Here is a 20,045-nt window from a genome sequence, read left to right on the forward strand (position 1 = left end):
CTTCCGCGCACGGGGCCGGCGGTCGAGGGGGCGCGGGCGCCGCGGCGCCCGCGCCCCCTCGGCATGTCCGGCCGTCCGCCCGCGCTGTTCTGCGGCGTGCTCCGGTACGTCACCGCCCGGAGGCGTCCCGGCGCGGGGGCCGGGCGCGCCAGTGCTCCGCGGTACGCGACCGCCCGGAGGCGTCCCGGCCCAGGAGCCGGGCGGAGCCCGTGCACGGTCCCGGCGGGCCGTGATCCGCGCTGGTCACGGCGTCGGTGGACATACCGGGACGTTCTCTCTTTTCCCTGCAACGGGGAGGGGGCCGGTGCTAACGATGGGGTACCGACCCGCCCTCTCCCCCTTGGGAAACCCATGATGACCCTCGCACTCGTCCTTCTCCTCCTCTTCGCCATGGTGGGCGGCGCCGTGATCGCCGCCCGGAGGTTCCGCGTCAGCGACGAGTCCTCGGGCGGCGCCGTCGGCGTCGTCATCGCCCCCTGCGCACTCGCGCTGTACCTCGTGGCGGCCGCCATGGGGGTGGTGATCGCCTGGGAGGACTACACGGCGGCGGAGGACGGCGTGGCCGCGGAGGCCGGTGCGGCCCAGGCGCTGTACTGGAGCACCACCGCCTTCCCCGAGGACGAGGCGGAGGTGGTGCGCGACCAGTTGCGCCACTACCTGACCACCGTCGTGGAGGAGGACTGGCCCCGGATGGAGCGGGACGGGGAGCTGAGCGCCGAGGGCGACGACGCCCTCGCCGTCCTGGCCGCGTCGGTCCGGGTGCTGTCGGTCTCCGACACGGGGGACGGCCTGGACCGGCTGACCGCCCGGCAGGAGATCACCAACCTCAGCGACGCGCGCATCGAGCGCGGCAACGCGGCGGGGGACGGGGTCCCGTCCATCCTGCTCGTCATCGCGGCGGTCTCCGCCGTGGCCCTCGCGGTCCTGCCGTTCGTCATGATCGAGCGGGGGGCGAAGGTGGCCTACTTCTGGGCGTCGGTGAACCTCGTGTTCGTGTTCGCCACGACCCTGCTGCTCTTCTACCTGGGCACCCCGTTCACCGAGGTCCTGGCCAACGATCCCGAGGGGATCGAGGCGGCGCTGGCCGCCTTCGACCTGGCCGACGACGCGATCGGCGCGCGCTAGCCGTACCGACCGGAGAGGTCCGGGGCCCTGCCGCCCCTCACGGCACACCGGCAACGGTTCCGGGCGGCCCGTCCCATCCCGCTCCGACGCCGCTCCCCGGCCGCCTGTCCTCGGTCGCCCGCCCCGGGGCGGGCCTGTTCGTCGTCATCGCCCCGACCGCGATCCCCGGGGCGGGCCCCGCCCGCCGGGGCGGCCCGCTCAGGCGGACGCGCGCGCGGCGGCGCGGCCCCCGCCCGCGGCGGCGGCGACCGCCACGACGGCCACGATCACCATGGTCCGCAGGGGTGTGAAGGCGCCGCCGGAGTCCTGGGCCGAGACCGCGGAGGTGTCCGCGAGGACCTCCTCGCGGGCGGCCTCGACCGCCTCGGGCCCGTCCTGCGGATCCGCCGGATCCGCGGGGTCGGCCGGATCCGCCGGGTCCGCCGCGGGCGCCCCGGAGGGCTCCGCCGCCGCGGGCTCCTGCTCCCGCGGCCCCGGGGCGGGCTCCCCGGGGGGCGCGGCCCCGCCGGGCGGCTCCTCCTCCGGTTCCTCCGGGGGCGGCGGCTCCTCCGGCCGCTCGGGCTCCTCCGGGACCGGGGGGACCTCGGGTTCGGGCGGGGGAGGGGGAGGGTCGTAGGGCGGGCACGCGGGGGCCTCGCCGTGGTGGACCAACACCCGCACGCCGTTGGCGCACACCAGGACGTACGATCCCGCCCGGACCTCCACCAGGGCGCCGGGGGCGTTGACGCTCACCCCCGACGGGCCGACGTCGACGGAGGCGCCTCCGCCGTGCACGCTCACCCCCGACGGGCCGACGTCGACGGAGGCGCCTCCGCCGTGCACGCCCACCCCCGAGGGGCCCGCGTCCACGGAGGGGTTCTCCTCGCCGGCGAGGGAGGGGGTCGCGCCGCAGGCGAACAGCAGCGCGCTCGCCGCGAGCAGGGAGGGAAGGGCGTGACGGGAGGCAAACACGTTACTCCTCGTGGCGCGATCAGGTCATGGAGTGATCGTACGGGGTCGGCGCCGACCCCGCCCACGAAACCGCGGGTTCAGGGGGAGTGCAGCCGCAGCACCGCGTGCTCGGCCCAGTCGGGGGGACGCGTCAGCCCGGACACGGCCATCATCGTCCCGAACGCCAGCGGTATGGTCCACGCCGCGGGCTGGGCCAGCAGCACCGTCACCCACCCGGCGGGGGTCGTGAACAGGATCGACCAGCCGACCGCGCCCGTCGCGGTCACCGCCCCCACGGCCAGCCCGGACGCCGCCCCGGCCAGTGTGAGCCGCCGCCACCAGATCCCCAGCACCAGCAGCGGGCAGAACGTCGACGCCGCCACCGTGAACGCCCACACCACGAGCACGTTGATGTCGATCATCTGCGCGGGCAGCGCGAGCAGCACCGCCACGCAGGCGCCGACCACCACGGCCAGCCGCAGCCTGGGCACGCTCCCCTGGAACAGGTCGTGCGACAGCCCGCCCGCGAGGGCCAGCAGGAGCCCCGAGGAGGTGGACAGGAACGCGCCGAAGGCCCCCGCCGCGACCAGGGCCGTCAGCACCGTCCCCACCGATCCCGGCACCGCCTGGGCGGGCAGCACCACCGCGACCGTGTCGGTCCCCTGGAGCAGGACCAGCTGCGGGGTGAGCACCCGGCCGAGCAGGCCGTACACCGTCGGGAACAGGTAGAACAGTCCGAGCAGGGCGATCACGCCCACCGCCACGCGCCGCGCCGTGCGCGCCGTGGGGCTGGTGTGGAAGCGCATGATGACGTGCGGCAGGCCCATGCAGCCGAACGTGATCGCCAGCAGCGTCGACCACGTCTCGAAGAGGGGGTAGCCCCCCACGTCCAGGAGCGGGGTGCTCCACCGCTCGCTGCCCAGCTCGGGGAGTCCGTCGGGGTGCGGGATCGTCGCGCCCTCGGGGAAGACGTACTCGGTGCCCTGCCCGACCGTGTGCTCCCCCGCGGAGAGCTCCACCCCGTCGCCCGAGGGGGTCGTCACCGTCACGGGCTCGTCCAGGCTGAAGTCGGTGTCCACGGTGAACTCCACCGGGGTCGCCTCCGGGAAGTGGGTGCCCCACTCGGGGTTGAGCGCCTCCGCCCGGGTCTCCGGGCCGGCGTGCACCACCAGGTAGATCGCGGGGACGGCGATGAACGCGAGTTTGACGACGTAGTGGAAGGCCTGCACGTAGGTGGCCGAGCGCATGCCGCCCGCGGCGATCGAGCCGCTCACCACCACCCCCGCGAGCAGCACGCCCACCCAGTAGGGCGTTCCGCTGACCAGGCTCAGCACCACCCCCGCCCCCTTGAACTGGGGGACCAGGTACAACAGCATGATCACCAGGACGACCAGCCCGCACAGCTTGCGCAGCCGCGGCGCGCCCAACCTGTACTCGGCGAAGTCCGGCACGGTGAACGCCCCCGACCTGCGCATCGGCCCGGCCACGAGCGCCACGACCGCCACGTATCCCGCCGCGAACCCGACCGCGTACCACATGGTGCCCAGGCCGTTCTTGAGCAGCAGGCCGGAGAGCCCCAGCACGGACGCGGCGGACAGGTACTCGCCGGCGATCGCGAGCGCGTTCCAGTTGGGGGAGACGCGGCGGGAGGCCACCAGGAAGTCGGAGGTCGAGCGGGCGGCGCGCACCCCGTAGACGCCGATGACCAGGCTCGTCACCAGGACGAGGCCTATCGCCAGGACGGAGGTCACCGCTCCCGTCCCGGGTCCTCGTCCCGCCTCGGCGCCTCCCGTGCCGCACGCCGCTCGACGCGCTCGGCGGAGCGGACGTGCCACAGTGCCAGGCCGAACAGCAGCGGGTAGATCCCCGCGGCCAGGAGCAGCCACGACAGCGGCACGCCCCCCAGCCGGACGTGGCCGAGCACGGGGAAGGCGGCGAAGGCGCCGCTCACCCCGAACAGCAGGACCGTCAGCAGGGCCACGGTGCGCACGGCGGTCCGCCGCTGGGCGTGGAACAGCTTCCGGGCCGCCTCGGTGTCCACCGGGCCGGGGATCGGCAGGAGGTGCTGGGCGGGCCGGTTGCCCCGGGCGAGCGCGATCCGGGTCTGCGGGCTGGTCAGCTTCTCACGGCGCGGGCTCATGGCTCCTGCCGGTGGGGCTGGTCGTGCTCACCGTCCCTGGACCGCGACACCGCCGCGCCCTGCGCGTTCGCCGAGCGGCCGAGCTGGTCGCGCCGGGCCGCCTCCAGCAGCTGGGCCCGGAGGTGGCGGCCGTGGCGGCGGCTCACGGGGACGTCGCCGGCGGGGGTCCCGGCGACCAGGCCGGACGAGGAGGTCACCCGCAGGTCCCGCACCCACGGGATGGCGACGAGGAACCCCCGGTGGACGCGGACGAACCCCGCCGACTCCCACACCTCCTCCAGGTAGGACAGGGAGAGGCGGATGAGGTGGGTGCCGTCGGAGGTGTGGAGCCGGACGTAGTCGCCCTGGGCCTCCACGAACTGCACGTCGTCGCGTTTGACGAACACCGTGCGCCGCCCCGTGTCGATCTGCACCACGTGGAGGTCCTCCGCGGGGGGCGCGGCCCCGGCGGGCCGGCGCAGCTGGGCTATGCGGCCCACGGCCTCGGCCAGGCGCTCGGGGCGGATCGGTTTGAGCAGGTAGTCCACGGCCCCGATGCCGAACGCCTCCACGGCGTGGGTCTCGGAGGCGGTCACGAACACGATGGAGGGCGGTTCGGACAGCACGCTCAGCACGCGCGCCACGTCCATGCCGTTCAGTCCGGGCATGAGGATGTCCAGGAACGCGGCGTCGATCGTGGTCGTCCCCAGCAGCCGCACGGCGGCGGCCCCGTTGTCGGCCGCGTGGACCTCGGCGACCTCGGGCATGTCGGCCAGCAGCGACGCCATCTCCTGGCGGGTGGACGCCTCGTCCTCGACGACCAGCACCCGCAGCTCGGGCTTCACTGGGCGACCACCCCCCGGGTGAACCTCGGTACGCGCACGGTCACCTTCGTCCCCTCCCCAGGCGCGGTCTCGATCACCAGACCGTACTCGGGTCCGTAGACGGCCCGCAGCCGCTGGTCGACGTTGGCCAGCCCGACGCTGCGCGACTCGGGCCCGGTCCCCGCCAGCAGGGAGCGGGCCAGGTCCGGGTGCATGCCCACCCCGTCGTCCTCGATCTCGATCACGCACAGCGGTCCCTCGCCGAACCCGGAGACGCTGATGTGCCCCGTGCCCTCCTTGCGTTCCAGCCCGTGCCGGATCGCGTTCTCCACGATCGGCTGCACCACCAGGAAGGGGATCGCCACGGGCAGCACCTCGGGCGCCATGCGCACGGTGATGTCCAGGCGGTCGTGGAAGCGGGCCCGCTGGAGTTCGAGGTAGGTCTGGGTGGCCTCCAGCTCGTCGGAGACGGTCGCGTAGTCGCCCTTCTCGGAGAAGCCGTAGCGCAGGTAGTCGGCGAAGTCCGACAGCAGGTGGCGCGCCCGGTCGGGGTCGGTGCGCACCAGCGCGGCGATCACCGCGAGGGCGTTGTGCACGAAGTGGGGGGAGATCTGGGCGCGGAGCGTGCGCAGGTCGGCGGCGGCGATCCGGTCGCGGGTGCGGCGCAGCGCCGCGTGGTCGAGGGCGTCGGACACCAGCGCCGCGGCGGCCTCGACGTCGGCCTCCGCGGGGCGGCCGGACACGACCAGGGCCCCCGCCAGCTCGTCGGCCACGGTCAGGGGAACCGCGCACACGGAGGCCCCCTCCGGGAGGCGCCTGCGGGCGTTGCCGCCGTACTCGAAGACCTGGGCGAGCAGCCCCGCCACGTCACCGGCGTCGAACCGGGCGCCGTGGGAGGCGACCGGCCCGTCGAGGTCGGCGAGGACGACGCCGTCGGCGGCGAGGAGGCGGGACAGCCTCCGGGCGGCGGAGAAGACGCCCCTCCCGTGCAGCCCGTCCTGGAGGTCGACGCTGAGGGCGTGGACCTGGCGCATCAGATCGACGCCCGCCCTCTGCTCCGACGGCGCGGGGCGCCGTCGGGAGGGGGATATCCGCGACAGCCACCGGTACGACACGGACTGACCATATCCCAGCAAAATGTGTCAACGCTCACGTGTCGGGGGTCACCTTTCCTGATTCTGCCAGGGCCGACCGGGTACTCGCCCCGCGGGCGCGCCTCGGGCCCGCCACCCGGTGAGGGGTGACGGGCCCGGGACGGGAGGACTCGGGGCGGCGGCCGGACCGGGGACGGGAGGGGCCCCGGCGGGAGTGGGCCGACGGCCGCCCGAGTCCGGTGGCGGGCGGTGTGCCGCTCGGTCTAGTGGTCGGAGGCCTTCTCCGCGCCCGCGCCGGTCAGGGCGCGGACCTGGAGCAGCGCGAACTTGTCGAAGTCGCGCTCCTTGGACATGAGCGTTCCGATGACGGCGCAGAGCAGGCTGATCGGCACCGACACCAGCGCCGGGTTGGGCAGGGGGAACCAGGCGAAGTCGACGTTGGGCATGAGGGCGGTCTCGGAGCCGGAGACGACCGGCGAGAAGAACACCAGGCCCACGGCACTGATCAGGCCGCCGTAGATGCCGGCGAGCGCTCCGGCGGTGTTGAAGCGCTTCCAGAACAGGCTGAGGAGCAGGGTGGGCAGGTTGGCCGAGGCGGCCATCGCGAAGGCCAGCGAGACCAGGAAGGCCACGTTGAGGTTCTGCGCGAAGATCGCCAGGACGATCGCGACCAGGCCGACGCCCAGGGCGGAGATCCGGGCGACCCGGACCTCCTCCGTGCCCGTGGCCTTCCCCTTGCGCAGGACCGAGTTGTAGAAGTCGTGCGCGAGGGAGGAGGACGAGGCGATGACGAGGCCGGCGACCGTGGACAGGATCGCGGCGAAGGCGGCGGAGGCGATGATCGCGAGCAGGACCGCTCCGGCCATGCTGCCACCGATGTTCTCCCCGACCGCCTGCGCCAGCTGGGGCGCCGCCGTGTTGCCCGCCGCGTCCTGCGCGGTGATGGCCTCGTGGCCGACGATCGCGGCCGCGCCGAAGCCCAGGACCAGCGTCATCAGGTAGAAGGCGCCGATGAGGCCGATGCCCCAGTTGACCGACTTGCGGGCGCTCTGGGAGTCGGGGACGGTGTAGAAGCGGATGAGGATGTGCGGCAGGCCCGCGGTGCCCAGGACCAGGGCGAGGCCGAGGCTGATGAGGTCCAGCTTGTTCCAGAGGGTCTGGAGCGGGTCGCCGGCCACCTCGACGCCGTAGCGGAGCCCGGGCTCCAGGAACCCGGCGGCGTTGCCCGCGTCGGCCGCCTGGCTGGCGTTGGCGGCGTCGGTCATCAGAGCGCCCAGGTTGAACCCGTACAGGGACAGGGTCAGCACGGTGAGCAGGGCGGCGCCGGCCATGAGGATGACGGCCTTGATGATCTGGACCCAGGTGGTGCCCTTCATCCCGCCGAAGGTGACGTAGATGGTCATCAGGAGGCCGATGACCACGATGCCGACGATCTTGGCGGTGGGCGCGTCCATGCCGAGGAAGGTCTGGCCCTCCTGGATGCCCAGGAGCAGGGCGATGAGCGCTCCGGCCCCGACCATCTGCGCCAGCAGGTAGAAGATCGACACCACGACGGTGGAGATCGCCGCGGCGGTCCGGACCGGGCGCTGCTGCATCCGGTAGGACAGCACGTCGCCCATGGTGTAGCGGCCGGAGTTGCGCAGGAGCTCGGCGACGAGGAGCAGCGCCACGAGCCAGGCGACGAGGAAGCCGATGGAGTACAGGAAGCCGTCGTACCCGAACAGGGCGATCATGCCCGCGATCCCGAGGAAGGACGCGGCGGACATGTAGTCGCTGCCGATCGCCAGGCCGTTCTGGAGCGGCGAGAAACCGCGGCCGCCGGAGTGGAAGTCGGTCGCGTCGCGGGTGTTGCGGCTGGCCCAGACGGTGATGCCGAGCGTGGCCGCGATCATGAGGGAGAAGAGGACGATGGTGACGAGGCGGCTGCTCTCGCTGACCGCCACGGCCTCCTGGGCGAGGATCATCGGTTGCCCTCCTTGCCGGTCGTGCCGTTCTGCAGCTCGTTGCGGAGGGCGGTCGCGGGGCCGTCGAGCTTGCGGCGCGCGTAGCCCGTGTACAGGATCGCGATCCCGAAGGTCGAGACGAACTGGAGGATGCCGAACACCAGCGCGACGTTGACGCTGCCGAAGAGGACGGTGCCCATGACGTCCCGCCCGAACGCCGACATCAGCACGTACAGCAGGTACCAGGCCATGAACGCCAGGCTCATCGGGAAGACGAAGCTGAACAGGCTCTTCTTCAGGGCCAGGAACCGGGGGTCGCTGTGCATGGCGATGACGGCGGCCTCCGACAGCGGCTCTTCGGGGGATCCCCCGCCCGGCCCCGGGGGCGGGGTGGGCGGTTCGGGCGGGCGTTGTGTGGCCATGCTGGGTCGTACCTCCGGGGGATGGCGGGAACGGCCGCGCTGCCGGGAGCGCGCTTCCTTCGTGTGATCTGTATTACTCGGCACTGTAAGGAGTGGCACTCTCCACAAGGAGGGGGCGCGCCCGCACGCGCGCCGAACGCGGGGCCGGAGCGTCGAACGGTCGCCCACCGTGCGACGAACGGTCACGGCGCACGACGAACGGCCGCCGGGCGGCGGGACACCGGTCCACCCGGGTCGGCGCGCCGGTCCGGTCCCCCACCCCGCGTGGTCCGGCCCCGCGCGGCGGGCGGTCCGCCCGGAAGGGGCGCCGCGGAGGCGCGGTGAGGGCGCGGCGGGGCCCGGGCCGGTGCGCTGCCGGGCGGGTCGGCCGGAGGCGTCGCCGGCGCGGCGTGAACGGTCGGGACGGCAGCCCGGCCCCACGTGCGGTGGCGCACCTCTCCAGCGGCCCCGGAAGCCCGGCCCGCGCCCGCGGGTTGTAGGTTGCGAGGCATCACCGCCCGCGCGGCCCCGCCGCGCCGGCGCGATCCGTGAGACCCCGGACGAGGTGCGCCGTACCCGGTACGACAAGACGGCGCGTTCCTGCACGCACGTCATGGAGGTACGGGTCGATGGCCTGGGTTGTACTGGTGATCTCCGGTCTTCTGGAAACCGCGTGGGCGGCGGCGCTCCACGCCTCGCAGGGGTTCACGCGCCTGTGGCCGACGGTGGCCTTCGGCGCCGCACTGACGCTGAGCATGGCCGGGCTGGCGTACGCGCTGCGGACCATCCCCCTGGGGACGGGCTACGCCGTCTGGGTGTCGATCGGCGTCGTCGGCACCGCGCTGGTCGGCATGTTCTTCCTGGGCGAGGGCTTCAGCCCGCTCAAGGCGCTCTGCCTGGTCCTCATCGTCGCCGGCGTGGTCGGGCTCAAGGTCCTGCACTGAGCCGGGCCGCCGGTCGGCGGGGAACCGGGACGGCGCGGGCACGGGTCCGTTGCCCCGGTGCCCGGCCCGCGCCGTACGCCCGCCCGGGCACGGGGTCCGGCCGGGCGGTACTCCTGGTGCTCATGGGACGGCCTGTCCGGTGCGGCGCGGGACGCCGCACCGGGCAGGCCGTGTCCGTCAGGACGGGGCGGTCGGGGGACGGCGCCGGGAGGCCCGACGCCTGTTGAGGTGCTCCGCGTGCTCCATGTACCGCTCGACCAGCTCGGCCGCCACCGGGTTGTGCCCGCGGACGCGCAGCAGCCAGTGCGGCGCGATCCTCTCGTGCAGCCACAGGAACCCGATGGTGAAGCCGAAGCTGAGCATCGCCTGGAGGGTCAGGAACGACAGCAGGGGCTCCCGGAGCACGGTGTCGTTCCCGAACACCAGTGCCACGGCGTAGGAGTCGAACAGGCGGGCGAGGGGGAAGCCCACCAGCCAGTACAGCGCGAGGGGGGCCACCGCGCCGACCGAGAACACGCCTCGGGCGAGCAGCACGCAGTACCCGGCCCCGAGCAGCGCGAGGGGGAGGCCGAGCGCCGCCCCCACCGTGGCGTTGAGCAGCGCGGGCAGGCCGGCCAACGCGCCGACGCCCGCGGCGAACAATCCGGCGACGAGGCCGATCGCCGCCCCGGGCACCGCGACCTCGGCGTGGTGGAGGAGGGCGCCGGACGTTCTGGGGGAGACCTGGACGCCCATCAGTCCACCACGACCCCGAAGGCGAACAGCGAGTAGAAGAGCGCGCCGAGGTAGAACAGCGCGGCGAAGGCGATGACGGCGTTGGAGACGATGCCCGGCCGGATCGGCTTGGGCAGGGTGAGGTTGTTGACCAGCAGCAGCACCACGCAGTACGCGCCCATCGCGAACGCCGACAGGAACGCGAGCACGTCCAGGATCGCCGCGGGCCCGTCGGCGGGGCCGAAGAGCAGGACGAGGATGCCGAAGACGATCAGGCCCCACAGGAACATGGCGTACAGCTTCGAGACGCCGATCTTCTTGGCGCCCGGCACGAAGTTGTAGGTCATGTCGGCCTGGCCGCGCGAGAAGGAGTCGAACAGGCCCAGCGTGGCGTTGAGCCCGATGAGGGCGATGAAGCAGAAGAAGACGGTCCCCAGGACCGGGCTCCCCGCGGCGGAGAAGGAGCTGGCCATGGCGTCCAGGGAGGCGTCGCGGTCACCGGCCCGGATGAGGTCGGCCACGTTCGGGTCGAAACGGGCGGAGGCCTGGGCCAGGACGGTGAAGGAGATCGTCACCAGCATGGTGATGCCCCAGAACAGCACCATGGCGTCGAAGGTGACCCAGCGCCGCCAGCCCTTCCACTTCGCCATCTCCGCGGGGTCGGAGGTGTCGAACATGAAGCCGCGCGAGGGCATGGTCTCCTGTTCGCCGGAGTGCCGGAGCCCCCGGATCTGCGGGATGTGCGCGCCCATGCCGGCGCCCTTGTCGCGCAGGTGCAGGGTGTACCACATCTGCTGCATGCCGGAGGGTCCGGCGAAGGCGACGGAGCCGACGATGATCGGGAACCAGGCGGCCGTCATCGCCTCGGGCGGGAAGTAGCCGAACGCGAACATGCCGCTGATGGTGGAGGTGAGGTCGGAGAGGTTGCCGACCATCGCCGCGACCACGGACGTCCCGACGACCAGGAGGCCGATGCAGATGGAGAGCACGCTCTCCAGCAGGTTGTAGATGACCTTCGCCAGCGTGAACACCACGCCGACGAGGAGCATCCCCGCGACCGCGGTCATCTGCCAGGGGATGCCGGTCACCCGCTCGAACGCGGAGGCGCCCGCGGAGAGGTGTCCCGGCCAGATGTAGACCAGGATCGCTGTGAGGAAGAAGAACCACATCAGCGGTTTGAACACGCGTGCCGCGCCGTAGAAGATGCTCTCGCCGGTCGCCATCGCGTAGCGCGACATCTCCAGCATGACCACGGCCTGCAGGGAGACGCCGACCAGGAACAGCCAGCGGATCTCGGGGCCGAACACGAGGACCAGCCTCGGCCACATGTAGGACTCGCCCATGCCGACGCCGAGGGCGACGAGGAACACGGTGGGCCCGAGGATGTGGATCGAGGGGGGAGCCTTCGGGAGGGGGCGGATGGGCATCGGCTCCAGCCGGCCCGCCTTCCACACGCGCTCCTCCTGCGGGGGAGCGCCACCGGCGGTGGTGGCCGTGGAGGACGTGTCGGACTCGACGGTGCTCGGCTGCCGCTGGGCGGGGACGAAGGGGATCTGCGAGTCGGTGGGGGACTTGTCGGCGGAACCCGGCGTACCGCCGGTCTCGGGGCGTGAGGAATCCATGGGTGGAACTCCCTGTGTGGGATGTGCGGATGCGAGCTGCTTGCTTGCATGGCGCCCCCGGGTGGTGCGGTCACCTCTCTGTCGGTGTGCGGGCGGACCGTCGCGGCCGGTGAGTGGCTGCGTCCGCGGCGGAGGGTCCCGACGGCCTTGTGGCGGCGGCTCCGAGGCCGTCGGGATCAGGGGGTGGTGCGGCGGTGCGGTGGTGCCTGGGCCCGGCCGGCGCGGTGGGCGCCGGCCGGGCACTGGGTCAGAGTAGTCCTGCGGCGCGCGCCCAGCGATACTTCGCGCCGAGAATCTGCACGGGTTTCTCGGTCGTGTAGGGGAAGGCCACGATCCCGTGGTCGAACAGGTACTGCGAGGCCTCCTCCACCTCGGTGTCCCCGGAGAGGGAGGCCACCACGGGCTTGTCGATGCCCTTGGCCCTGGCCTCGGCCACGACCTCGCTGATCACCTTGGCGAAGACCATCGGCGGGGTGATGATGGTGTGCCAGTAGCCCAGGATCAGCGAGTGCACCCGCTCGTCCTCCAGGCCCAGCCTGACCGTGGCCTCGTAGGTCGAGGGGGGCTCGCCCCCGGTGATGTCGACCGGGTTCCCGGCCGCCCCGAAGGGCGGGATGAACGCCCGGAACGACGCGTCCAGGTCCGGCGGGATCTCGTACAGCGACATCCCGCTGTCGACCACGGCGTCGGAGAGCAGGACGCCCGATCCGCCCGCCCCGGTGATGATGACGACGTTCTCGCCCTTGGGCGTGGGCAGGACGGGCAGGGCGCGGCCGAACTCCAGCAGTTCGTTGAGCCCCGGCGCCCTGACCACCCCGGCCTGGCGCAGGATGTCGTCGTACACCTTGTCGTCCCCGGCGAGCGCCCCGGTGTGCGACCCGGCCGCGCGGGCGCCGGCGTCGGTGCGCCCGGCCTTGAGCACGATGACGGGCTTGTGCGGCACGACCTCGCGTGCGGCCTCGACGAAGGCGCGGCCGTCCTTGAGGTCCTCCAGGTGCATGGCGATGGCGTTGGTGTTCTCGTCCTGCCCGAAGAACGTGAGCAGGTCGTCCTCGTCGATGTCGGCCTTGTTGCCGACGCCGACGATGGCGGAGACCCCGGTGTTGGTGCTGCGGCTGTAGCCGAGGATGGCCATGCCGATGCCGCCGGACTGCGAGGTGAGGGCGGTGCCGCCGGCGACGTCGTAGGGGGTGCAGAACGTGGCCGACAGCTTCTCGGGCGTGTAGTAGTAGCCGTAGATGTTGGGGCCGAGGAGCCGGACGCCGTGCCTGCGGGCGATGGCCAGCACCTCGTCCTGCAGCTCCTGCTCACCGGTCTCGGCGAAGCCGGACGGGATGAGGATCGCCGCGGCGACCCCCTTCGCCCCGACCTCCTCCAGCGCGCCGGCGACGAACTTCGCGGGGATCGCGAAGACGGCCACGTCGACGTCGCCGGGGACGTCGAGGACGCTCGCGTACGCCTTGCGGCCGTACACCTCGGGGGCCTTGGGGTTGACCGGGTACACCTCGCCGGCGTACCCGCCGTCGACGATGTTCTTGATGACGGAGTGGCCGATCTTCCCGGCCTCGTTGGACGCGCCGATGATCGCGATCGACCGGGGTTTGAAGACCCGGTTCATCGCGCCGAGGATCTCGTCCCGGCCGAACGAGGCCGGCCGCTCGGCCGGGGTGAAGTCCAGGACGAAGCGCAGGTCGGCGGCCACGGCGGACGAGGGCCCGGCGAACACGGGGTTGAGGTCGGCCTCGGCGATCTCGGGGAAGTCGGTCACCAGGTCCGACAGCGCGCTGACGACCTCGGCGAGCCGCTCCTGGTCCACACCCGGCCGGCCGCGCACACCGCGCAGCACCTCGGCGGCGCGGATGTCGCCGACCTGGGACAGCGCCTCCTCCTTGGAGATCGGCGCCATGCGGAAGGTGACGTCCTTCAGGACCTCGACCAGGACGCCGCCCAGGCCGAACACCACGATCTTGCCGAAGGTGGGGTCGGTGGTCGCGCCGACGAGGACCTCGACCTCGGGTCCGCCGCCGATCTGCTGCTGGATCTGGACGCCGTCGATCCTCGCGCCCGGCGTGTGGGCGAGGGCGTTGGCGACGATGCGGTGGTAGGCCTCGGAGACCTTCTCGGCGCTGTCCAGGCCGACCTCGACGCCGCCCGCGTCGGTCTTGTGCAGGATGTCGGGGGAGACGATCTTGGCCACGACGGGGAGGCCGAGGTCCTGGGCGAGGGAGGCGGCCTCCTCCGCGGAACGGGCCAGGGCCTCTCCGGGGATCGGGATGCCGTAGGCGTCGGCGAGGACGCGGCCCTCGGGGGCGGTGAGGGCGGTGCGGCCCTCGGCACGGGCCCGGTCGAGCACCTCGCGGACCGCTGAGCGGTCCCGGTCGGAACGCTCGGGGGTGTAGGCGGCCATGTCTTCAGATCACTCCGTTCGATTCGAGTTCGGCCAGGTCCTCGTCGGACAGCCCCAGTTCGCCGCGGTAGACCTCGGCGTTGTGCTCGCCGAGCAGTGGGGAGCGGACGACGTCCACCGGCGAGTCCGAGAGGCGGATCGGTGAGGACACGGTGCTGTAGGGCCCGCGCTCGGGGTGGTCGACGGTGGTGATGACACCGTTGGCCCGCAGGGTCGGGTCGTCGATGATCTCCCGGGTGGACATGATCGGGCCGCAGGGGATGTTGTGCGCGTTGAGCGCCGCCAGCACGTCCCACTTGGGGATCTGGGAGGTCCACTCCTCGATCAGGGAGAACATCTTGTCGAGCTTGTCCAGCCGGGCCTCGGGGGTGGACCACTCGGGGTCGTCGGCCAGTTCGGGCCGGTCGATGAGCCGGGTGATCGGCTCCCACCCGACGGGCTGGACGATGACGTACACGTAGTCGTTGGGCCCGCCCGGGGCGGTGCGGACGGCCCAGCCGGGCTGGCCGCCGCCGGAGGCGTTGCCGGAGCGGGGGACCTCGTCGCCGAAGTCGTCGTTGGGGTACTCCGCCAGCGGCCCGTGCGCGAGCCTCTGCTGGTCGCGGAGCTTGACGCGGCACAGGTTGAGCACCGCGTCCTGCATGGCCACCTGCACGCGCTGGCCGCGCCCGGTGTGGGTGCGCTGGTACAGGGCCGCGAGGATACCGGCTACTGTATGCATCCCCGTGCCCGAGTCACCGATCTGCGCGCCCGTCGCCAGCGGCGGGCCCTCCTCGAACCCGGTGGTGCTCATCGAGCCGCCCATCGCCTGGGCGATCACCTCGTAGGCCTTGAAGTCGGCGTACGCGCCCGGCCCGAACCCCTTGATCGAGGCGTAGACCAGCCGGGGGTTGGCCTCGGAGAGCGCCTCCCAGGTGAACCCCATCCGGTCCAGCGCGCCGGGGGCGAAGTTCTCCACCAGGACGTCGCTGCGGCGCACGAGGTCCAGGAAGATCTCCTTGCCCCGGGGCTTCTTGGTGTTCAGGGTGATGCTCCGCTTGTTGGAGTTGAGCATCGTGAAGTACAGGCTGTCCACGTCGGGCCGGTCCCGGAGCTGGCGCCGGGTGATGTCGCCCGACGTCGCCTCCACCTTGACCACGTCCGCGCCCATCCAGGCGAGGATCTGCGTCGCCGACGGCCCCGACTGGACGTGGGTCATGTCCAGGACGCGTACCCCGTCGAGTGCCTTGCCCATGGCTCTTCCTCTCTGGCTCGGCTACTTGTACATGGTCTGGTTCATCGTCCCCGGGGCGTAGACCTCGGGGTCGATCCAGACGTTGACGAGCGAGGGCTTGCCGGACTCGCGGGCGCGGCGCAGCGCCGGGGCGATGTCGGCCGGGTCGCGGACCTCCTCGCCGTGGCCGCCGAGCATCCTGGCGAACTCCGCGTAGTTCACGTCCCCCAGCGTGTTGCCGATCTCGCCGCGGTCCGCGCCGTACTTGGCGATCTGGCCGTAGCGGATCTGGTTCATCGACGAGTTGTTGCCGACGATGCCGACGAAGGGCAGGTCGAACCGGACGAGGGTCTCGAAGTCCCAGCCGGTGAGGCTGAACGCGCCGTCGCCGAAGAGCGCGACCACCTCCTTGTCCGGGCGGGCGTACTTGGCGGCCATCACGAACGGGACGCCGACGCCCAGCGTGCCGAGCGGCCCCGGGTCCATCCAGTGGCCCGGCGACTTGGGCTGGACCACCTGCCCGGAGAAGGTGACGATGTCGCCGCCGTCGCCGACGTAGATGGAGTCCTCGGTCAGGAACTGGTTGATCTCGCTGACCAGCCGGTAGGGGTGGATGGGCGTGGAGTCGGAGGTGAGCAGGTGCGCCCGCTTGTCCAGGGCGGTCTGCTCCTGGGTCCGCAGCTCCTCCAGCCAGGTCTTGCGGCTCTGGGAGCCGTTGTCCCCGTAGGCGGAGGTGGCCTGGAGCACCGAGGACAGGATGACGTCGGCGTCGCCGACGATCCCCAGGTCGATGTCCCGGTTCTTGCCGACGGTGGCGTAGTTGAGGTCGATCTGGACGACCGTGGCGTCGGGGGAGAGGCGCTTGCCGTAGCCCATGCGGAAGTCGAAGGGGGTGCCGACGATGATGATCAGGTCGGAGTTGGTGAAGGCGTAGCGCCGGGAGAGCTGGAAGTGGTGGGGGTCGCCCGGCGCCAGCGTGCCCCGGCCGGCGCCGTTCATGTAGGCGGGGACGTTGAGCGCGCGGACCAGGTCGGTGGCCGACTGCGTGGCCCGGGTGGTCCACACCTGGTTGCCGAGCAGGATGCTCGGGCGTTCGGAGCGCACGAGCAGGTCGGCCAGGCGCTCGATCGCGTCGGGGTCGCCCGCCTGCCGCGTGGAGGCGCGGTACCGGCCCTTGGCGGGGATCCGCGCCTTGTCCAGGGGGACCGAGGCGTCGAGGACGTCGCGGGGGATCTCCAGGAAGGACGGGCCGGGGGCTCCGCTGTTCGCCTCGCGGAACGCCATCGAGACCATGTCGGCGACCCGCTCGGTGTGCGGCACGGTGGCGGCGAACTTGGAGATCGGGTTGATCATGTCCACGTGCGGCAGGTCCTGGAGCGAGCCCATCTTGTGCTGGCTCAGGGCGCCCTGGCCGCCGATGACCAGCATCGGGCTCTCGGCGCGGTAGGCGTTGGCGATGCCGGTGACCGCGTCCGTGGTCCCGGGGCCGGCGGTCACGACCGCGCATCCCGGCTTGCCGGTGATCCGCGCGTAGCCGTCGGCGGCGTGCGCCGCGACCTGCTCGTGGCGGACGTCGACCACGTCGATGCCCTCGTCGGCGCATCCGTCGTAGATGTCGATGATGTGTCCGCCGCAGAGCGTGAAGATGACGTCGACGCCCTCGGCCTTGAGGGCCTTGGCCACCAGGTGGCCTCCGGAGATCGCGGTCTTCTCGCTGGTGGTGGATTCGGTGGTTCCCTTGCCGTCGGCCATCGGTACGACGACCCCTTTCGTGCGGTGCGGGCGGGCTGCGTCCTCGGGGGACGCTGTTGCCGGGATACTGTATACCGTGTACGTCACATTGGAGCACGGCGTCGCGGCGGTGTCCAGACCCCGTGTGGGGCCGGTGTGGTCCGTACCGGGAGCGGGCGCCGGAGCAGGGCCGCGAGCAGCGCCGCGACCCCGCACAGGGCACCCGCTCCGACCAGGCCCGTCGGCCAGGCGGCGGGCGGCGCCGTCGCCAGGAGCAGCGCCGCCCCGCCGACGCCGACCAGTCCGCCGACCGCCTTCGAGCTGTAGACCAGGCCGTGGATGCCGGCGGTCCACCGCGAGCCGAAGTGCCCCTCGGTGATCGCGCGGGTCAGCGGGTAGCAGGAGCCGGTGCCCGCGCCCGCCGCCAGCGCCAGGAGCACCGCGGCGGCGGGGGGTCCGGCGGAGGTGGACGCGGCGAGGCCGGTCAGCGCGAGCGCCGCGGCCCCCAGCAGCAGGGCGAGGATCCGGCGCCGGCCGGTCCGCTCGGCCGCCGCGCCCGCGGCCAGGCGCCCCAGTCCGCTGCCGGCGGCGAAGGCCGCGATCGCCGGGGCGACGGCGGTCGGGGGGTGGCCGCCCTCCACGAGGAGCACCGGCAGCGCGGCGAGGACGAACAGCCCGCCGGCCCCGGAGAGGGCGACGACCGCGTGCAGGAGCGGCAGCGACCCGCCGGCCGTCCACGCCTGGGCGTGGGTGAAGTCGGTGGCCGGGGGCGGGTCGGCGCCCCGGCGCAGGGCGACGGCGCGCGGGTCGGACGCCCCCGGCGGCCACCACCGCGGCGGGGCGGAGCGCTGGCCCGCGCCGCCGGCGACCCCCAGGACCAGGACCAGTGCCGCCAGCGACGCGCAGGCCCAGGGCAGCGAGGCGGGGGACGTCCCGGCCGCGATCGCGGGGAGGAGGGGGACCGAGCCCAGGGCGAAGGCGCCGCCCACGGCCCCCGAGCGCACGGTCCGCCGGTCGGGGAACCAGCCGCCGACCAGGTCCGTGCAGGAGTGGTAGACGAGTCCGGCGCCCGCGCCGCCGAGGACCCCGTAGCCCAGGACGGCCGCGGCGAGTCCGGAGGAGGCGCCGAGCGCGACCAGCGCCGCCGCGCACAGCAGCGCGCCGGTCTGGATCAGCGCCCCGGCCCGCAGTTCCCGCCGTCTCCCCAGCCGGTGCAGCGCCGGGGCGCAGGCGCCCTGGACCAGGGTCCACACGAGGAACGGGAGCAGGGCGGCGGCGGGGGACCAGCCGTGCGCGGCGACCAGGGTCGGGACCGCCGCGCCGTAGCCGAACTGGAGCACCCCGACCGCCGCGGCCGCGACCAGGGCGCGGGCGAGGACGACGGAGCGGGGCACGCCGGTCAGCGTGCGTGCGGACGGGCCGACGGAGTAGCGCCTGCCGCGCCAGTCGCGCACCTCCTCCCGGTCGGGGACGGAGGGCGGAGGGTGTCCGGGGGGGTGGGGACTGCGCATGGCGACACCTCCTTGTATGCAGTATGCAAAGTTCTCGGCGCCCTGGGAAGGGGTGGCGCAGGACACATTTTCGGCCGAAGGAGTATTGAATACTGCATACAGTATGGAGTATCACTGAAGGGGACACGACAACCACGTCATGAGGAGGCCAGGTGGATCTCCACGAGTACGAGGCCAAACAGCTCTTCGGGGAGTACGGCGTCCCCCTCGTCGAGGGCGAGATCGCGGACACCCCCGAGCAGGCGCGGCTGGCGGCCGGGCGCATCGGTCACCGGGTGGTGGTGAAGGCGCAGGTCAAGACCGGTGGTCGCGGCAAGGCCGGCGGCGTGAAGGTCGCCGAGGGCCCCGAGGACGCCCGGGCCAGGGCCGAGCAGATCCTCGGCATGGACATCAAGGGCCACACGGTCCACCGTGTCCTGGTCGAGGAGGCCTCCGACATCGCGGAGGAGTACTACTTCTCCTTCCTGCTGGACCGCGCGAACCGCGGCTTCCTGTCGATCTGCTCCAAGGAGGGCGGCATGGAGATCGAGGAGGTCGCCGTCACCGACCCCGACGCGGTCGTGCGCACGCCGGTCGGGCCGGAGGGGGTGGACCAGGCCGCCGCGCTGGAGATCTGCCGTGCCGCCGGACTCCCCGAGGAGGTGCGCGACTGCGCCGCCCAGGTGATCACCCGCCTCTGGGCGGTCGCCGCGGGGGAGGACGCCACCCTCGTCGAGGTCAACCCCCTGGTCCGCACGGCCGACGGCCGGATCGTCGCCCTCGACGGCAAGGTCACCCTGGACGAGAGCGCGGGCTTCCGCCACCCCGAGCGCGTCCCCTTCACGAACGGCTCCGACGTCGACGACCGGGAGCGCAGGGCGAAGGAGAAGGGCCTGAACTACGTCAAGCTCGACGGCGAGGTCGGGATCATCGGCAACGGCGCGGGCCTGGTCATGTCCACCCTGGACGTGGTCGCCTACGCCGGCGAGGAGCACGGCGGGGTCAAGCCCGCGAACTTCCTGGACATCGGCGGCGGCGCCTCCGCCGAGGTCATGGCCGACGGCCTGGAGATCATCCTGGGCGACCCGGCGGTCAAGAGCGTGTTCGTCAACGTCTTCGGCGGCATCACCGCCTGCGACGCGGTCGCCAACGGCATCGTGCAGGCGCTGGAGCTGCTGGAGGGCCGCGGTGACGATTCGGGTTCCGGTGGGACCGGCAAGCCGCTGGTGGTGCGACTGGACGGCAACAACGCCGAGCTGGGCCGCCGGATCCTCGACGAGCGTGCCCACCCGGCCGTTCGGCGGGTCGACACGATGGACGGCGCCGCCGCCCGGGCCGCCGAGCTGGCGGCACTGGGCTGACCGGCGGGACGAACTTCGACAGGGGACGCGACACACCATGGCTATTTTCCTGACCAAGGACAGCAAGGTGCTGGTCCAGGGCATGACGGGCTCTGAGGGCACCAAGCACACCCGGCGCATGCTCGCC

16 protein-coding genes, 1 pseudogene and 1 riboswitch are annotated in these 20,045 nt (G+C 72.8%); of the genes and pseudogenes, 4 read left to right on the plus strand and 13 right to left on the minus strand.

Annotation, left to right across the window (positions count from 1 at the left end; translation table 11 throughout):
- Positions 1-351 precede the first annotated feature (351 nt).
- A complete protein-coding gene (locus tag ACFQBR_RS26315) occupies positions 352-1,125 on the plus strand; it encodes a bestrophin-like domain (RefSeq protein ID WP_344179881.1) in 774 nt (257 codons plus the stop codon).
- Positions 1,126-1,323: 198 nt separating this feature from the next.
- Here ACFQBR_RS26315 and ACFQBR_RS26320 read toward each other — a convergent pair whose 3' ends face one another.
- From ACFQBR_RS26320 to ACFQBR_RS26350, 7 genes are all read right to left on the minus strand, one after another.
- The gene (locus ACFQBR_RS26320) at positions 1,324-2,076 is read right to left on the minus strand and encodes a hypothetical protein (protein ID WP_378554685.1); all 753 of its coding nucleotides are present in this window, start codon (positions 2,074-2,076) and stop codon (positions 1,324-1,326) included.
- A 77-nt stretch (positions 2,077-2,153) separates the two neighbouring features.
- Complete coding sequence (locus ACFQBR_RS26325; RefSeq protein ID WP_344184696.1) at positions 2,154-3,806, minus strand: sodium/solute symporter; 1,653 nt, start codon at positions 3,804-3,806, stop codon at positions 2,154-2,156.
- Positions 3,803-4,195 (minus strand): hypothetical protein, encoded by a 393-nt coding sequence (locus tag ACFQBR_RS26330; RefSeq protein ID WP_330162389.1) that lies wholly within the window; start codon positions 4,193-4,195, stop codon positions 3,803-3,805. Before ACFQBR_RS26330 ends, ACFQBR_RS26325 begins: the two co-directional genes overlap by 4 nt.
- The gene (locus tag ACFQBR_RS26335) at positions 4,192-5,019 is read right to left on the minus strand and encodes a LytR/AlgR family response regulator transcription factor (RefSeq protein ID WP_267947989.1); all 828 of its coding nucleotides are present in this window, start codon (positions 5,017-5,019) and stop codon (positions 4,192-4,194) included. The genes ACFQBR_RS26330 and ACFQBR_RS26335 overlap by 4 nt, the downstream gene beginning before the upstream one ends.
- The gene (locus tag ACFQBR_RS26340; protein ID WP_344184697.1) at positions 5,016-6,032 is read right to left on the minus strand and encodes a sensor histidine kinase; all 1,017 of its coding nucleotides are present in this window, start codon (positions 6,030-6,032) and stop codon (positions 5,016-5,018) included. The genes ACFQBR_RS26335 and ACFQBR_RS26340 overlap by 4 nt, the downstream gene beginning before the upstream one ends.
- Positions 6,033-6,355: 323 nt before the next feature.
- Positions 6,356-8,056 carry a solute symporter family protein gene (locus tag ACFQBR_RS26345; RefSeq protein WP_344184695.1) on the minus strand — a complete coding sequence of 567 codons (1,701 nt, stop codon included), beginning with the start codon at positions 8,054-8,056 and terminating at the stop codon, positions 6,356-6,358.
- Positions 8,053-8,457, minus strand: a complete 405-nt coding sequence (locus ACFQBR_RS26350) for a DUF485 domain-containing protein (protein ID WP_344184694.1) — start codon at positions 8,455-8,457, stop codon at positions 8,053-8,055. The genes ACFQBR_RS26345 and ACFQBR_RS26350 overlap by 4 nt, the downstream gene beginning before the upstream one ends.
- A 514-nt stretch (positions 8,458-8,971) precedes the next feature.
- A riboswitch (guanidine-III (ykkC-III) riboswitch) is annotated at positions 8,972-9,035 on the plus strand.
- Between the two features lie 30 nt (positions 9,036-9,065).
- On the opposite strand from ACFQBR_RS26350, the gene ACFQBR_RS26355 reads away from it, so the two are divergent.
- Positions 9,066-9,380, plus strand: a complete 315-nt coding sequence (locus tag ACFQBR_RS26355) for a DMT family transporter (protein WP_344184693.1) — start codon at positions 9,066-9,068, stop codon at positions 9,378-9,380.
- 177 nt (positions 9,381-9,557) lie between these two features.
- Here the strand turns inward: ACFQBR_RS26355 and ACFQBR_RS26360 are convergent, their stop codons facing one another.
- From ACFQBR_RS26360 to ACFQBR_RS26385, 6 genes are all read right to left on the minus strand, one after another.
- Positions 9,558-10,115 (minus strand): hypothetical protein, encoded by a 558-nt coding sequence (locus tag ACFQBR_RS26360; protein ID WP_344184692.1) that lies wholly within the window; start codon positions 10,113-10,115, stop codon positions 9,558-9,560.
- A complete protein-coding gene (locus ACFQBR_RS26365) occupies positions 10,115-11,716 on the minus strand; it encodes an Nramp family divalent metal transporter (protein ID WP_267947994.1) in 1,602 nt (533 codons plus the stop codon). The genes ACFQBR_RS26360 and ACFQBR_RS26365 overlap by 1 nt, the downstream gene beginning before the upstream one ends.
- Before the next feature lie 247 nt (positions 11,717-11,963).
- A complete protein-coding gene (locus ACFQBR_RS26370; protein WP_344184691.1) occupies positions 11,964-14,123 on the minus strand; it encodes an acetate--CoA ligase family protein in 2,160 nt (719 codons plus the stop codon).
- Between the two features lie 4 nt (positions 14,124-14,127).
- On the minus strand, positions 14,128-15,357 hold the full coding sequence (frc, locus tag ACFQBR_RS26375) for a formyl-CoA transferase (protein ID WP_344184690.1): 1,230 nt from the start codon (positions 15,355-15,357) through the stop codon (positions 14,128-14,130).
- Positions 15,358-15,378: 21 nt separating this feature from the next.
- The gene (locus ACFQBR_RS26380) at positions 15,379-17,088 is read right to left on the minus strand and encodes a thiamine pyrophosphate-binding protein (protein WP_267947997.1); all 1,710 of its coding nucleotides are present in this window, start codon (positions 17,086-17,088) and stop codon (positions 15,379-15,381) included.
- 83 nt (positions 17,089-17,171) lie between these two features.
- Positions 17,172-18,578 carry an MFS transporter gene (locus ACFQBR_RS26385; protein WP_378554690.1) on the minus strand — a complete coding sequence of 469 codons (1,407 nt, stop codon included), beginning with the start codon at positions 18,576-18,578 and terminating at the stop codon, positions 17,172-17,174.
- Between the two features lie 152 nt (positions 18,579-18,730).
- Between ACFQBR_RS26385 and sucC the strand changes: the two genes are divergently transcribed.
- On the plus strand, positions 18,731-19,918 hold the full coding sequence (gene sucC / locus ACFQBR_RS26390) for an ADP-forming succinate--CoA ligase subunit beta (protein ID WP_378554692.1): 1,188 nt from the start codon (positions 18,731-18,733) through the stop codon (positions 19,916-19,918).
- Positions 19,919-19,955: 37 nt separating this feature from the next.
- Positions 19,956-20,045, plus strand: a pseudogene (locus tag ACFQBR_RS26395) (succinate--CoA ligase subunit alpha); the annotation flags it as partial.

It is taken from the genome of Nocardiopsis tropica (genome assembly GCF_042660575.1).
GTDB classification, from domain to species: Bacteria; Actinomycetota; Actinomycetes; order Streptosporangiales; family Streptosporangiaceae; genus Nocardiopsis; species Nocardiopsis tropica.